Annotated in this window: 12 protein-coding genes; 2 read left to right on the forward strand and 10 right to left on the reverse strand. The window is 49.2% G+C overall.

What is annotated here, in order from left to right; all coding sequences use genetic code 11:
- Positions 1 to 14: 14 nt before the first annotated feature.
- The 6 genes from KVT38_RS23715 to KVT38_RS23740 are packed head-to-tail and all read right to left on the reverse strand — an operon-like array spanning position 15 to position 7,129.
- On the reverse strand, positions 15 to 2,543 hold the full coding sequence (locus KVT38_RS23715) for an NHL repeat-containing protein (RefSeq protein WP_217596224.1): 2,529 nt from the start codon (positions 2,541 to 2,543) through the stop codon (positions 15 to 17).
- 20 nt (positions 2,544 to 2,563) lie between these two features.
- On the reverse strand, positions 2,564 to 3,742 hold the full coding sequence (locus KVT38_RS23720) for a LicD family protein (RefSeq protein WP_217596225.1): 1,179 nt from the start codon (positions 3,740 to 3,742) through the stop codon (positions 2,564 to 2,566).
- 19 nt (positions 3,743 to 3,761) lie between these two features.
- A complete protein-coding gene (locus KVT38_RS23725) occupies positions 3,762 to 4,808 on the reverse strand; it encodes a pyridoxal phosphate-dependent aminotransferase (protein WP_217596226.1) in 1,047 nt (348 codons plus the stop codon).
- Positions 4,809 to 4,816: 8 nt separating this feature from the next.
- Positions 4,817 to 5,572, reverse strand: coding sequence for a class I SAM-dependent methyltransferase (locus KVT38_RS23730; RefSeq protein WP_217596227.1), 756 nt, complete (start codon positions 5,570 to 5,572; stop codon positions 4,817 to 4,819).
- A complete protein-coding gene (locus tag KVT38_RS23735) occupies positions 5,556 to 6,290 on the reverse strand; it encodes a phosphocholine cytidylyltransferase family protein (protein WP_254639501.1) in 735 nt (244 codons plus the stop codon). Before KVT38_RS23735 ends, KVT38_RS23730 begins: the two co-directional genes overlap by 17 nt.
- 2 nt (positions 6,291 to 6,292) lie before the next feature.
- Positions 6,293 to 7,129: a LicD family protein gene (locus tag KVT38_RS23740; RefSeq protein ID WP_217596228.1), complete on the reverse strand. Its 837-nt coding sequence runs from the start codon at positions 7,127 to 7,129 to the stop codon at positions 6,293 to 6,295.
- Positions 7,130 to 7,472: 343 nt separating this feature from the next.
- Here KVT38_RS23740 and KVT38_RS23745 point away from each other — a divergent pair, with 343 nt between their 5' ends.
- A complete protein-coding gene (locus KVT38_RS23745; RefSeq protein WP_217596229.1) occupies positions 7,473 to 9,314 on the forward strand; it encodes a glycosyltransferase family 2 protein in 1,842 nt (613 codons plus the stop codon).
- A 63-nt stretch (positions 9,315 to 9,377) separates the two neighbouring features.
- Positions 9,378 to 11,330 carry a glycosyltransferase gene (locus KVT38_RS23750; protein ID WP_217596230.1) on the forward strand — a complete coding sequence of 651 codons (1,953 nt, stop codon included), beginning with the start codon at positions 9,378 to 9,380 and terminating at the stop codon, positions 11,328 to 11,330.
- A gap of 12 nt (positions 11,331 to 11,342) precedes the next feature.
- On the opposite strand, the gene KVT38_RS23755 is transcribed toward KVT38_RS23750, so the two are convergent.
- From KVT38_RS23755 to fliD, 4 genes are read right to left on the reverse strand one after another with little or no spacing between them, the layout of a single operon-like run.
- Positions 11,343 to 11,711 carry a hypothetical protein gene (locus KVT38_RS23755; RefSeq protein WP_217596231.1) on the reverse strand — a complete coding sequence of 123 codons (369 nt, stop codon included), beginning with the start codon at positions 11,709 to 11,711 and terminating at the stop codon, positions 11,343 to 11,345.
- Complete coding sequence (fliS, locus tag KVT38_RS23760; protein WP_217596232.1) at positions 11,708 to 12,103, reverse strand: flagellar export chaperone FliS; 396 nt, start codon at positions 12,101 to 12,103, stop codon at positions 11,708 to 11,710. Before fliS ends, KVT38_RS23755 begins: the two co-directional genes overlap by 4 nt.
- An 8-nt stretch (positions 12,104 to 12,111) precedes the next feature.
- Complete coding sequence (locus KVT38_RS23765) at positions 12,112 to 12,501, reverse strand: flagellar protein FlaG (protein WP_217596233.1); 390 nt, start codon at positions 12,499 to 12,501, stop codon at positions 12,112 to 12,114.
- Positions 12,502 to 12,529: 28 nt separating this feature from the next.
- Positions 12,530 to 14,344: a flagellar filament capping protein FliD gene (gene fliD / locus KVT38_RS23770; RefSeq protein ID WP_217596234.1), complete on the reverse strand. Its 1,815-nt coding sequence runs from the start codon at positions 14,342 to 14,344 to the stop codon at positions 12,530 to 12,532.
- Between the last annotated feature and the right edge of the window lie 26 nt (positions 14,345 to 14,370).

Genomic DNA, 14,370 nt, shown 5'->3' on the forward strand with positions numbered 1-14,370 from the left:
CACCTGACCTTTTATTATATTTGTACGGCCTCCACACTTTGCATATAAATAGCAGAGCCTGCGTAGCCTTCAAAGTTCGCAATCTCTCGAACTATTCTTTTCATTTGCCGTTCTACATTTACAGCCTGGCAATCTTGTGTCAGAATAAAATCGCAGTATTTGCCCAGATTTGTAGCACTTGATTCATAATTGTAATCTTCAAACAATCCTCTCCCTCCCATACGCATCTCACATTCGCCGGGTACAACAATTGCATGTTCCTGAATCGAAGCTTCGAGAATATCCCATTCAATCAGGAGATTCTCTCGATAGGACACCGCAACTAATTTGTCCTCTATCCATTGCGTATAGTAAAAAGGGCTTGCATGCGTCGGAAACTCCTCTACGCTCATCATCTTCTTGTCTTTCGTGTCCATTCGAATAATCAGATTTGCATGATTCGGAAGCAGCCAAACATTCCCATTCGCATAAATAGGCAATGTAAAGGGAAATGCTTCTTCGTTATAACCTTGAGGAAATTCTGTTAGTATAGCGAAGGAATTATCCTTGCGATTCCATTGTGTAATGCCACCGTTCTTCCGTGGAGTTATCCAGTATCGCTCGCCATCATAACAAATCCCCGAGAAACCATGTTTTACGTTCTCTACGGGCTGTACAATAGATGTACACGTCTCCATATCAAATATAATAATTGCGTTAGCATTACACGCCGGCAACAGCAGCTCAGAGCCTTCCTGTGCACTGTGTACGAACCAAACATCTTCAATATCCAAGATATGAGTCTCTAATTGCTCGATCCACTTATTAAAGTGTTCTACTTTGCCTGTGAGAAGATCATATCGAATAATCGCAGGATAGTACGTTGGAATAAAGAACAAATATTGATTATATCGTATTACATCCGCGAACTTACTTTCAGGATGATGCATTCGCTCTGTCTCTCGAACAGACGACGACTCAAATGCAACCTTGTCCCATGTACCCGCCTCAATATCATAGACAGCAATCTTATCCGCAGCACCTGGTGCAAAGAACAGCTTGCCTTCGGTGAGTATCACGCCCGTATACAGCAACCACCATCCGGAGTATCTCTCCTCTGGGAACGTCCCTACATAAGTTGCAACCTTCGTCTGCTTGTCCATTCGCATAAGCGCATTGCCGGAAAACGCGCTCCACCACAGACATTCCCCATCATCCGCCGCATGGGTAAAGACATACGGATTATGGGTCGGTGTATCCGAATCTAACTCAACATTCTGCCACATCATCGGCTTCCCCGTGAGCGAATAGAGCCCCATCAGCGACCCGCCATCGCCGTAATACGCATCCGACATTGAAATCGCACGCTGCGAGTCTGCGGAATCGTCATAGATGCCGAAGCCAGCGAGCTTGTACTCCTGCACGATCGCCTCGTACTCTTCTAGCAGTTCTGGTCGCATCGACGCATAAGTTGTGCCATTGAGCGGGTGCGGGCGCCACCAGAGCAGTACATCATCCCGCTCGCGGAACACGCCGAACACGTATCGCAGCTTGCGCAACACCGTATCATTACCTTCTAGCAACGAGGTGATCGTCGTGTTGTACAGCACAACCTTCTTCCTTGTGCCGTCCGATCGGACTATCTTCGCAGCCCATTCCTCTGGCAGCGGATAATCTTCTCGTCTCGAATTCACGACTTTATCGAACTTGGGCGAGCCAAGGGCTATAAACTTCTCTTCAGCCTTGCCGAATGTATCCCCGAAGCCATGCTCCTGTGCAAGTCGCTTGTACACCCTGATATACGTCTGCCGCACTTTCTCCGACTGTACGAACACCTTATCTGCATAAATACAGGCCATTGTACTACACATAGCCTCACTGACGTCGCCATTTGAAACAAAATACGGCACATACACGAGTAAGTCAGTCAGATCTCTTAAACGCTTACTGTAATACATAGGGTGTACGCTCGTCACACGGTTACCAACATCATAAGGATTGTGGATGTAGATAATATCGGGACGTCTTGCTTCCACATCATATTCGAGCCAGTTCGTAATCGGAACGTAGTCCGGATATTGATCGCCTTCGTAGTGCATCTCACCCAGTTCCCCATCGGGCAGCTTGTCATAATACGGGATCGGAACGACATACACATCGCAATTCGGATCATCCTTGGCAGCTAACCAGATCGATTCAAGGGCATCAAACATGGAAGCTTTATAAGGGAAGAAGGCAACCTCGATCTTGTTTGGCTTTAGTTCATTCTTCGCGCGATTCGCTATGACGGTCAACTGCCCGTTAAGCTTTGGAATCCCATTCGCCAAGTCAAGACTTAAGCTTACCTCATATAGCAATTCGCAATATGCTTCAAGAAGGGATACAGTCGCTGTACCTTCACCTTCAATCCCCTCGATGTATTCCCCAATGTTGACAGCGAACTCTTGGCAATCGCCAAGCAAGCCTACGATGATATTGGGCTCCTTCTGTCGCTCTAATTCGTCATGCGCTTCCTTTAATGTAAGAAGGAGCTCAAAAATCCGTTGCTGCTGGTGCTTCCGCATGATGCGCTCATCCGTTCCGTTTATTTTTTCCAATAGGCATTGATAGGATGCGAGACTTGAACCGCTGAAGCCGGTGCATTCGCGTACTTCCGCGCCCTTAGCTTCAGATATTCTTCGTAACCTCTCGCTACGGAGAATTGCTCGCCTTCAAACTCCATCGTTCTGCCATAATCGAATACTTCCCGCGGCACAATCCATTGCTCTTCTCCGCCCCACAGTTCGACCGCAGTCGCCACGTTTGGGCTGTCGTAAAAGGAAAGATCGTACCTTCGCTTTATAATATCTGCCCGGCAATCCGCCGGTCTCTCCGGAGAAATCTCAACAACACCGCGTGCATTATAGAACCATCGCCATTGCGATTCAAGATAGCGATTCATATTCACGCGATAGTCGATCTCATCCTGCTTTTCGGGATAACCCGTCAGCGGTATAATATCGATAAATACGCCTTGCGCTAGGCTGATCGGCGTGCTTCCGTACATAATAACGGTGGTGTTGTCCACCATCTGAATATAGGGCCAGAAAAACTCGTCGTAAGCTTCCCAATGCAAGATCTCATATCTACCGCCGACGGGGAAATCTTTAATGAGCTTCACATAATCGTCATACGGCATATAGACATCTATATCATCGTCCCACGGAACGAACCCTTTATAATTAACCGCACCGAACAGTGTGCCGCCTGCCAAGTAATATTTCAATTGATGCTCCGCGCAAAAATCACGCAGGGCTTTGAGTATATCCAGTTCTACCAGTTGAAGCTCCCGCAGGGTCATTCGCCCTGTTGCATCGAGTTCACCGCCGAGAAGCGCTTCCGTCTCCTCCGCATACGCCGCTGGTGCGGGGAAGCGTATAATTTGATCATCTCTGTATCCCAGACTTCTAACCTGTTGCACTATCGCATCCGTGTAATTAGAAAAAACGAAAACAACGGCATGCTTTCTTACCGTTGTCAGCACATGATCGGGAGGAGACACCATAACGCCGCCATAGGTAACCCGTCCCCACTTCATCCGATCGTTATCGACTACATAATCAATCCGCTGCCCCTTCGCCGTCAATGCATTCTGAACCACATCGACCAACGCCAGATAGCCGAACCAGACGATGGTGAGCCCCTTGTCCTTGAAGGGGACGATTTGTTCAGACACATCCTGGATAATGCTGGATAATACGTTCCGACTGCGTAGCTGGGCCATGCGTCTGCCTCCCGTTCAATCACTCCACCGCGGTAAAAGCATCCCAGAACGTTCGCATGCTATCGACATGCCCCGTAGAGATGCGCAAATAGCCTGCGAGTATTCCCGAGCTATAGTCTCGAATCCAGACGCCCTTTTCTTTCAGCGCCGCCACTACATCGCGTGCGATGCCTCTCGGCTTGAACAGAATAAAGTTTCCCTCAAGCGCCAGCACGTGGTATCCCGCTTTCCTCAACTGTTCGGAGAGCCAAATGCGTCCTTCTGCCTCTGCTTCGCGCTGTGCCTCCATCAGATCCGGACGCTTCAGAATTTCTTCTGCGAACAGCAGCCCCACGTTACTCACATTAAAAGTAGACTCGGCCTTCTCCATATAATCGATCAGCTGTGCATTTCCTGCCGCGTAGCCTACTCGCAGTCCTGCAATCGCGCATAGCTTAGAAAATGTCCGCAGCATGATAACATTGTTGTACTGTTCGATCAATGGCATGAACGTATACCCGTAAAAATAATGATACGCTTCGTCGATCACGACAAGCGCACCGACAGTGCCCGCCTTCTCTATAATGGCTCGAGCCTCAGATTCTGTATAGGTCATGCCGATCGGACTGTTCGGATTGAGTATAACGACGATCCCCGTCGCTTCATTAATTTCCGAGAGCAATTGCTCTACCGGAATTGTGAAGTCAACGTTGTAAGCGACCGTCACATGCTCCATCCCGAACATTGCCGCGTATACGCCATACATCTCGAATGTTGGCGTAACCGTGATGACCTTCTTCCCGTGTTCGCCGAAGCACTGGAACGCCAATCGCATGGCTTCATCCGAGCCGTTCGTGATCGTAATCTGATCCGACTGCAAGCCAATATGCTCGGACACTTTCCGAACAAGCCGATCCTTCTGCGGGTAGGTAGCCAAAAATTCCGGCGTAATCTGCCGTTTCACATCCTCCACGAAGTCAAGCGGCAGGCCTTCTGGGCTTTCGTTCATATCCAAGCGCAATACGTTCCCGCGGTCCTCATGGAATTTCACACGATAGAGGTCTTTGATGTACTCGTTAACATACATAGTATTGTTTACCTTTCCATAATCGTGTACCATCGGTCTGTTTCAATAAATTGCTTCTCACTATTAAGATGCGGCAAATATTTCTGCTCTTTTATTACAAATCCCGCATCAGTAAACACTTTGTAATATTCCTTGTATTCCTTCGGTGTTCGATAAATCACATCGTAGTTCGTTTTCAGCGCTTCGGACGGACACTCGTCCAGCGTTAACCGCTTCTCAACCGCGACCGTTTCGGTGAAATAAACGATGCAATGTTCGTCTAATAGCTTTAATACACCATCGTAGCAGCCCGGCAACTCCTCATCGTTAATATACATGCAGACGCCGCCTACGATAAGTCGGTTGAATCCCTTTTTATAAAATTCCGCAGGCTTGCACACCGTCTCCTGAAAGGACAAGCAATGAAAATCATAGTCGCAATCCGCGTAGCTGTTGCGTTTTCGGGCGGCTTCTACCATCTCTGAGGAGAAGTCGGTTCCGCAATAATAGCCGGCAGCCGGAATGATCGATTCCGCCCATCTGCCGATGCCACAACCGATGTCGAGCACGCTACTCGTTGGCGTGATTCGCAGCTGCGGCAGAACAAAATCCTTCTCGAAGCGATTCCATTGTTCCGCATGCGTGGGATTCTGGTCGCCCAGCAATACCGCAACATACGGATTCGCCATGCTTTCAATCGCTTTTGCTCTTTCGTTATAAAAACTGCGTGTATTTTCAGTCTTGATGTTGATATGATCCCCGTAAACCCTATGCCGATGTGACACGAACTTGTTCCTCCTTTTCAATGTGCTTCAGAATTCGTTCATAGTCATCAAAGTAATCGATCTCGGCCCAGAATTTCCCTTCCACATCCACGGTATATATGTTCTGTTCCTTCGTATCGGCAAAAGAATACAGTACATTCTCCCACCACAGGGAGTGTCTATGACTCTCTACAAGCGCCTTCAGTCGTTCAGTGAAAACAGGCATGAAACCGCTATCGATCTTTGCAAGGCCCACATATTCACAGCTTCTGGAAGCGAGCGGCAACTCTTTCCCATACTTTTCAATACATCCGTTGTCCGTCGTCGAGAAGAAGTAGTCGCCTACTTCCGTGCGTGTCTTGTCGATCGCCATGCTGACCGCCCGCTTATCGTTAAGCACAAGATCCAAGATATCTTTGGAGAAATAAACATCCGCATTCAGTACAACGGCATCTCCCTGCAACTGATCCCGTGCAAACCAGAGACTGGCAATACTATTGGTCACATCGTAGAACGGATTTGTATAGTATTGAACAGGCAACCCTTCAAGCGCCTTGTATATTTTGTTAGCCTGGTATCCCACGCATACAACGAGCTCGAATCCATAACCGAGCAGCATCTGCGCCGTTCGGCGGATCAATGGAACCCCGGCAATGGGCAGCGTCGATTTGGGCACGTCCTCAATCATCCGTGATATACGCGTGCCGCGTCCTGCCGCAAGTAAGATTGCTTTCATCATCTTCACCCTCTGTGTCCTAGACTATAAAAAGAAAGCGGGGAGGTGACACTTCGGCGATTTGGGGGTGGAGGCGTCTGGTATCCTTCGCCATACACATATCTGAGATATCCATCCCAATCTGCTGGCGCGAAGTACATGCCGCCTTCGAAAGGCAAGGTCACAAGCTCAGTAAACCAATCTTTGCGAAAGCCATTCGTCTCCGCTTTGCCGTGATAGCCAATGCAGCCTACACGGTCAGCACGTTGTTCAGCAAATACGACCGACAGAATCTTGGCCATTCCGAACGCCACCTGCTTCGGAATGAATCGAACGACGCTCCAGCCTAATCGCCCCATAAATGTAGTCGAAGATCTGTAAGCCGCTCGAGAATAAAGTATTTTCCGGCACACGGTTGCAACCAGCCCTCGTGCTGCCCGTAGCGCGCCGTTATTCGGAACGCCATCGCGCGGGAAAATGTCAATGAACACGCCGCTATGCATTTTCATATGCTCTTGTCCGAGACGGACGGCTTGTGTACCTGTGCGCCTCAGCTTGCCGTACAACCACGGGTAATGCTTGTCCGTCTTGTAGGTTTGCAAAAACGTATTCGCTCCAAATTCTCGCTTGTCGATTCGGCAGAGCTTGTCGTAATCGCTGCGCAGCATCTCCACATCGATGTCATCGTCCCATGGGATAAACGCGCCATGTCTTACCGCACCCAATAGCGTTCCTGACGCAATAATGTATCGCAATCCGTGCTTCCTGCACAATGCATCGAATTCGGCAAGCAGCTCGACTTGAATCAATTGCATTTGCCGCAGTTCTGCCTGAGACATCTCCTGTTGGCTATACTTTTGCATGTGGCAGATCATCGCCCTTCAGCGTACTTGCATGGCAATTCTTATATATCAATATTCAGTGAGCTTGGCTAATGTGGTTTGCAAAAGGTTCTTATACAGTATATCGGCTTAACTCTTGCATAATTTAGATAAATCTCAAGTGTAAACTTTAACCAGAACAAGTCGATATTTATCTAACTTTCATTTTAATAGTCAAGCTCTTCATCATTCAACATTTATCGACACGAATATCAATATATACAGCTTTATTTGTTATACTTAGAAAGCGTTCGTTTTAATACCTATCTCCGTATGCCGCTAATTTCCTTTAACCAATACATCCCATGAATAGTCGAGGGTTAACATGAAGCCACTCATCACATTGTGCATGATCGTCCGGAACGAGGCCCTCGTGCTGGAACGCTGCCTTGCGAGCGTGTCCGGATGGATCGACGAACTCATCGTCGTGGATACCGGATCTACCGACAACACCAAACGCATCGCCGAAGCCCGCAACGCCAGCATCTATGAATTCGCATGGACGGACGACTTTGCCGAAGCACGCAACTTTTCGCTTTCCAAGGCTGCGGGACAATGGATTCTCGTGCTGGACGCAGACGAATACGTGGAGCCAGCTTCGGTCCCAGCCCTGCTCGATTTTCTGAGACAGGCCGATTCATCCAATCCAATTGGTATTGTTCTGCCTATTTACAACTATGTCGATCGCGAAGGCTCGGGCAAGATCTCGCAGTCCAGCGCGGTACGACTATTCCCGTGTCACCCCAGCTTGGGTTTTGAAGGAGCGATTCACGAGCAGTTGCGGTCGCGCGATGGCGAACTTCGTCTGGTCGAGTTCGATTTCCCGATCTATCACACCGGTTATACGACGGAGACCATTGCGTACAAAGATAAATCCGCTCGCAACGAGGCTATTTTTTCTCGGCTTCGCAGCGAAGGCCGTTGGACGCGCTATGATGCCTTTACTTTGGGAAATGAATACTTTGCGCAGGATCGTTATGAAGAGGCTTTGCGTAATTACGAAGAGGCGGATCGCCCCTCTGAGGCAAGACAGCCATGGCTCCTTCTCTGTATTGGCAATCGCGTGTCCTGCTTGCTTAAGCTGCAACGATATACGGATGCCTGGAAGCAAATTAAGCGCGGACAGACGCTTTGGCCGAAGCACTGCGACTTCTACTGGCTGGAAGGATACGCACTAGCCCTTCTGGGTTGGGATGAAGAAGCGCTGTCGGCCCTAGCTCTCTGTATGGACAAATCAAAGGCCTATCTCATCAGTCCGAACTTTGGGACGACGCTGCCGCTTCAGCAGGCCGCAGCGCTGCACCTGCGCCGTTTCGAGCTCACGCAAGCCGTCTCCTGTCTCACAAAGCTTTGTTATGCAAGCCCGGATCAGCTGTCGGTGCTCCTTCAGCTTCTGAAGCTGTTTATTTCCGCTTCCGAACCGGTAGATCGCATTGATTCCTTTTTACGGTCGCTGTACCCGAAGCCGCAGCCCTATCAACGGGTCATGATTCTCGACGTGCTTCTCACGCTTGGACTTAAAGAGTTGACCGAAAAGTATTGGCATACATCCGTTCAAGCAAAAGACCCGCTGACGCCATCCATTCGATTGCGCTACGCACTATTAACGAACCAACTTGAACTCGGAGCGGCTATCCTTCAATCCGCTTCGCACGAACAGGATCGCGCCTGGGCCATCTCGATGCTTAGAGCTTCGTTTCAATGGAAGGAACAGATCGGGGATCAGTACCCGATGCCGGCGGAACAATCGGACGAGCTTGTCGCCGCGGTTTGCCTGCAGTATTTCCGAGAGGGGCAATTCGACCTTTACGATTCCTTGATCAACGCTTATCCGGACCTATTCGAGAGTCTGGCCAACCGCCTCGGAGACGCGCTGTTCGAAGATCGCCAATTCGAGCTGGCCCTGGACTATTACTCGTTACTGCTGCAGCGAGACGCATTGTCTCCAAGCGGCTATGAAAATGTCGGCCGGCTGTATTTGGCTCAGGATGAGCTCGAAGAGGGCTTGGCATTTATCGAGCAAGCGTCGAACGCGATGCCTGAACGCGTGGATTTGCGCATCCTCAGACTGCGCCATACTCAAGATCCCGAACGCCGAGGAATCATTATCAATAAGCTTGCCGGCGACTTCCCCGGCCTGGTTGATTTTCCCGCTCTTACCCTGTAACGATACGCTTCCATCAAGCCGATATGATAGAAGACAACGCATGGCTAAGCCCAGGAGGCTTTTATGGATCAATTGATATCTTTGTGTATGATCGTTAAAAACGAAGAAAAGGTGCTTCGCCGATGTCTGGAAAGCGTGAAGGGACTTGCTGACGAGATTATCGTCATCGATACCGGATCGGATGACGGCACCAAAGCGATCGCCCGTTCCTTTACGGATGAAGTTCATGACTTCGTCTGGATCGATGATTTCTCGGCCGCTAAGAACGAAGCCATACGTCGCGCGAACGGTAAATGGATCTTTGTGTTGGACGCCGACGAGTATGTGGACAAGGAAAAAAGCGCAGAGCTTCGCCGCTTTCTTTCGACCCAGGATCACACGAAACCGATTGGATTTACCCTTCCGGTCTACAACTTTACGCACAACGTTGAATTAGGGAGATTCGTCGAATCCACGGCTGTTCGCCTGTTCGCGAATCATCCGCTGGTGCGCTTCGAACGCCCTATTCATGAACAGGTGATGAGCGGCTCGGAGCCGATGGCCGGCACCAACTACCCTTTTATCATCTTCCATACCGGATACACACAGCAGACCTGGTCGGAGAAGAAAAAGGGAGATCGCAATCTCCAGCTCTTCGAAAAACTGAAGGCGCAAAAGCAATTCGAAGAGTACGACTACTTCACGCTGGGCAACGAATACAATGCGCAAGGCGATCCGAAGAAAGCCCTGCAGCACTACAAAAAGGCTCTGACCAAGCGCGCACAGACGCAGAGCTTTTATCCCTTTTGCTACCACCAAGCGGTCGCGTGCCTCATCCAACTCGATTGGCTGAAGGAAGCGCTGGAGTATATCGAGCAAGGACTGAAGAACTGGCCGCAATTCGTCGACTACTACTGCTTTAAAGCGATGGTCTGCCAGCAGCTCGGTCTCTACGACGAAGCCATTCAGCTGTTCGAGAAATGCATCGATATCGCGAGCCATCCTTCCCAAAAGGACGGCAGGTATTGGCTTATGTCAGCGAACTATGGGAACTTGATCCCGTACTCGAATCTCCATGCCCTGTATGCGCGGCGGCTCGATATCCAACAGACCGTATACTATCTGACCAAGTTGATTCAATTTCACAAGTCGGATTATCTTGTTCTCTATCACTTGCTTGGGCTGCTCACGCAGAGAGAGCCGGTATCCGAAGTGATCGCGTTTCTGGATAAGATTTATAATGAAAAAACGCCGGAGCAATCTCTCCAGCTTCTGCAAGTCAGCTTTCTTTTGGGGAACAAGGAGTTGTCGGTTCACTACCATGCCGAATGTCACAAGTTGAATATCCCGCTCCCGGCTCAACATCGGCTCTACTATGCCCTGATCACCGATCAACCATCCGAATTCGACCTCATTCTTGCGTCATTAGAGGATCCTGAGATTCCCGCAATGGATCACAAGCTGTCGTTCCTTGCTTCGATCGTCTGGCAGGATGCTAAGTATGGCACTTATATTCAAGCGTCGTCCGACAACTCGCTTATCGACATGCATGCGTACTTGTTCGCGCCTGAGCAAGCAACGACGGACAATATTCCGTTTGATGAAGACTTTGTCACTAAGCTACTCGTCGATTTGTTTAAAATGAACCGGTTTGAGGGCTACGACTGGCTCATTCAGCGATATTCGGCTTTTAACGATGCGCTCGCCAACCGGATGGGCGATCATTTCTTCAGCCAGTTCCAGGTGGAGTTGGCCTTGGATTATTACTCCCTGCTTCTGGATCAAAACCAGCTTGGAGACAACGGCTATCGTAACGTCGGCTTTCTCTACATCTATCAAGGGAATCAAGAAGAGGGCGCGGCATTTCTAGCTCAATCCATCGAGATGACGCCCGAAGACGCCACCTCATACCCTACATTTTTCAAAGCCTGCCAGGATCAAGAGCTTCGCAAAAAAGTGCGAGACCTCTATCGGCAAAAGCATACCCAGTATGCGTCGATTCCCCTCATTCAGACCATAATAAAGGATCAGGCGTAATCGCCTGATCCTTTATTTGCGAAAGTCGATAAAATAGCCTTCCGCCTGCGTATAACCATGACTATATGTCGTTCGCGACTTTTCTCCATCCTGCATCCTGTTCATCTGGTCGGAAATATAGTTTCTAAATATGTTTAACTTCCGATCGACTTCCTTCGCAAGGGCCATACAGGAGCCGATCAATTCCTGGATTCTCGGTTCCTTGCTCAATCCGGAAGACAAGGGAGCGTCCAGCTGGGCCCGCAATTGAACTTGCATCTCCTGCAGTTCTGCAAGCCGCTCGACGCCTCCCTCCTGCTCCAAATCCAAACTTAAAATAGATTCGCTCACTTTTACAAGCGCCAGCAGGCCTTGTTCGGTGACGGCGTAGCTCGAACTCATGACTGCGCCTGAACCTTGGATTGCGTATGAAGCTGCTTCATCGATTGAATCCAGGTGTCCTTTAGATCGGTCATCAGTTCGATGCATTCTTGGATATAGCTTTCATTGAGCTGGATGTTGGCCTGAAAGAGTCGATTCTTCATATATTCGTATAACGAAAATAATTGCTTGGACACGTCATACTCCATCTTTAAAGTGGACAGTAATTCATCCAAAATATCAATCGATTTTTGAATGTTAATATTTTTACTTTCGTAATTTTTTGATTGAATGCCTTGCTTTGCTTGCTTCATAAACTTAATGCAACCATTGTACAGCATGGCCGTCAATTCCCAAGGCGCGGCAGTGTTCACTTGCATCCTAAGATAAGTGTCCTGCGCTTGTTGATTCATGCAAGTATTTACCTCTTTTCATCGATGTTTATGCCTGCTAGTTCTTGAAGCTTATCCATGAGATCGAGCAGTTTTTCGTTTGGAATTTCCCGCATTACTTCGTTGGTCTCCGTGTTAACGACCTTGATGAGCAGGTCGCCTGTCTTCTGGTGGACGCTGTATTCGAATCGCCGTTCATAGCCGTCCATCGCCTTGTTGGCCTTCTCGATCGCCTTTTTAATCGCTTGATCGGATAGGCTGAGTTCGTACTTCTCCTTGTGCAACAAATCCCGGCTCGGCGTTGCAGAAGCAGCAGCAGCGACAGACGTTGCGTTAGCAGAATCCGAGGCCGTTCCTGTCGTCCCGGTCAGTTCAAATGAAGAGATATTAACAGCGCCGCTCAAATTTTTAATGTCCATCTCGGTTCGCTCCTATTGTCGGGTGATATTAACCTGAAAATTGGCTTAGCCAGGTTAGCGTAGAATTGTTTTTCCCGACGGCGGAGTCCATAGCTGCGAACATCTTGTAGTAGTAATCCTCTTTGTCGGCTAGCTTGAGCGTCATCGTCGCGATTTTTTGATTCAAATCGTGAATTTTATCGCCCAGATCGGTTGTCACATTGTCGATTGCAGTGGTACTGCCTCCCGCCTTGGTCGACAGCTCCTTAATGCGGCCGTTCACTTCATCGTACATTTTTTGCGCGATGCCATCCGGCTGATTGGAGAAAATCCCGGTAACGGCCGAAGGATCCTCCGAGATCGCCTTCTTTAATGCGTCCTCGTCCAACTGTATTTTTCCTGCATCTTGCGGCATCGAATTGCTATAGGGCATCGTCGTAATGCCAATCTTGTATAGCGCATTATAACTTGCGTTGGATACGGAACCGACGGATGACGTCAGAAAGGAACGCAATCCGGAAATCGTAGATTTGACGATCCCGTCGTTGTGCAGCAAGCCTACCTTCGCCGTCTTTTCCCACGCGGCAATATCTGTATCGCTCATTGCCTTCTTCTGATCGTCGGTCAAAGGCTTATAGCTGCGATTTTTGACTTCCTTCACTCGCGTATTCATGAGATCAATCGATTCATTGTAGATCTTAACGAAGTCTTTGATCTTATTGACCATCGCATCGACGTCTTGATTGACATTCGCCGTGACTGGCGTGGTCGTCTTTTGCTTGATCGTATACGTGACGCCGTCGCTCGTGAATGTATTGCTGCTTCGATACGATTGAACGCCGTCGATCGTCACGCTGGCATCCTTGCCGGATACCGTGCCTGTAGACAGCTTCGCAGTGGACAAAAAGTTCCCGTCCGGAGGAACGGACTCCTGCAAATTAACGATCGCGGCACTTCCCGTGTCTTTGGTCGTAAAAGTAAACTTATCCGCCGCGCTATCGTAAGTCATGTTCACGCCGGCATTCGAGTTGTTGACCTTGTCCATGATCGTCTTGATGGAGTCGGCGCCGGTATAAGAGATTTTCTGACCGTTGACTAGAAACGATCCGCTTGAGGAAAACCCGAGCCCGCCAAGCGTGCTGATCGCTGACGTCGTATTTATACGGTTGGACTGGCCGCTTTTAAAGCCTAAGTCCTTTATTGCATCATGCCCGTTAACCGACGAAACCGTCACTGTCGGCGCCGTTGAACTCGTCAAATCCGGATCGGCATTCGTCTTAAACTGCAAAGACCCCGCGACAGCGTTGACTTCGATTTTTCTCGTTCCGCCATTATACTTCCCGAACATGTTATCTATTTGATTTTGCAGTTCTGTCGCCACGGCGCCGGCATCGGCATAATCCCCGGCGGTCAACGTAAGCGTCCGCGTTACGCCCCCCAAGGTGACGTTCAGTTGGTCGTTGGAACCCGCAGTGATCTTGAGCGGCGTCGTTAATGCCGTTCCCGTCATCGTATCGGAAGTCACTTTGTCGCTGCTCTGAACGCTCGCTCCCGAAGCCAGGTCGTTAACGATAATCGAATGATTGATCTTGCTGGATGTACCGTCCGCTTTAACCGTTACTGCCGCTTCGTTCGAGGAAGTAGCCGAATTCATTTTCCAGTCGCCCGACAGCCGCATGTTATCCAAGCTATTCCTTAATGCGGATAGCTTCGTATTAATCTCCCGATATAAATCCGTCTGCCACGTTAAGGTCGTCTTCTTTTGATTCAAGGAATCAAGCGGCATTTTCTCCGCCTTCATCAAGCCCGTTACGAGCGACTCGACATCCAGCCCCGAGTTGAGGCCCGATAATCTGGTAACCATTCGCGCTACCTCCCGGAGTGACTATA

The organism is Cohnella sp. GbtcB17, from assembly GCF_019091135.1.
Taxonomy (GTDB): Bacteria; Bacillota; Bacilli; order Paenibacillales; family Paenibacillaceae; genus Cohnella.

What these genes read in the sequence shown, in the direction of transcription:
- KVT38_RS23715 (WP_217596224.1), bottom strand. Translation starts at nt 2,543, where the DNA reads ATGCGGAAGCACCAGCAGCAACGGATTTTTGAGCTCCTTCTTACATTA.
- KVT38_RS23720 (WP_217596225.1), bottom strand. Translation starts at nt 3,742, where the DNA reads ATGGCCCAGCTACGCAGTCGGAACGTATTATCCAGCATTATCCAGGAT.
- KVT38_RS23725 (WP_217596226.1), bottom strand. Translation starts at nt 4,808, where the DNA reads ATGTATGTTAACGAGTACATCAAAGACCTCTATCGTGTGAAATTCCAT.
- KVT38_RS23735 (WP_254639501.1), bottom strand. Translation starts at nt 6,290, where the DNA reads ATGATGAAAGCAATCTTACTTGCGGCAGGACGCGGCACGCGTATATCA.
- KVT38_RS23740 (WP_217596228.1), bottom strand. Translation starts at nt 7,129, where the DNA reads ATGCAAAAGTATAGCCAACAGGAGATGTCTCAGGCAGAACTGCGGCAA.
- KVT38_RS23745 (WP_217596229.1), top strand. Translation starts at nt 7,473, where the DNA reads ATGAAGCCACTCATCACATTGTGCATGATCGTCCGGAACGAGGCCCTC.
- KVT38_RS23750 (WP_217596230.1), top strand. Translation starts at nt 9,378, where the DNA reads ATGGATCAATTGATATCTTTGTGTATGATCGTTAAAAACGAAGAAAAG.
- KVT38_RS23755 (WP_217596231.1), bottom strand. Translation starts at nt 11,711, where the DNA reads ATGAGTTCGAGCTACGCCGTCACCGAACAAGGCCTGCTGGCGCTTGTA.
- fliS (WP_217596232.1), bottom strand. Translation starts at nt 12,103, where the DNA reads ATGAATCAACAAGCGCAGGACACTTATCTTAGGATGCAAGTGAACACT.
- KVT38_RS23765 (WP_217596233.1), bottom strand. Translation starts at nt 12,501, where the DNA reads ATGGACATTAAAAATTTGAGCGGCGCTGTTAATATCTCTTCATTTGAA.
- fliD (WP_217596234.1), bottom strand. Translation starts at nt 14,344, where the DNA reads ATGGTTACCAGATTATCGGGCCTCAACTCGGGGCTGGATGTCGAGTCG.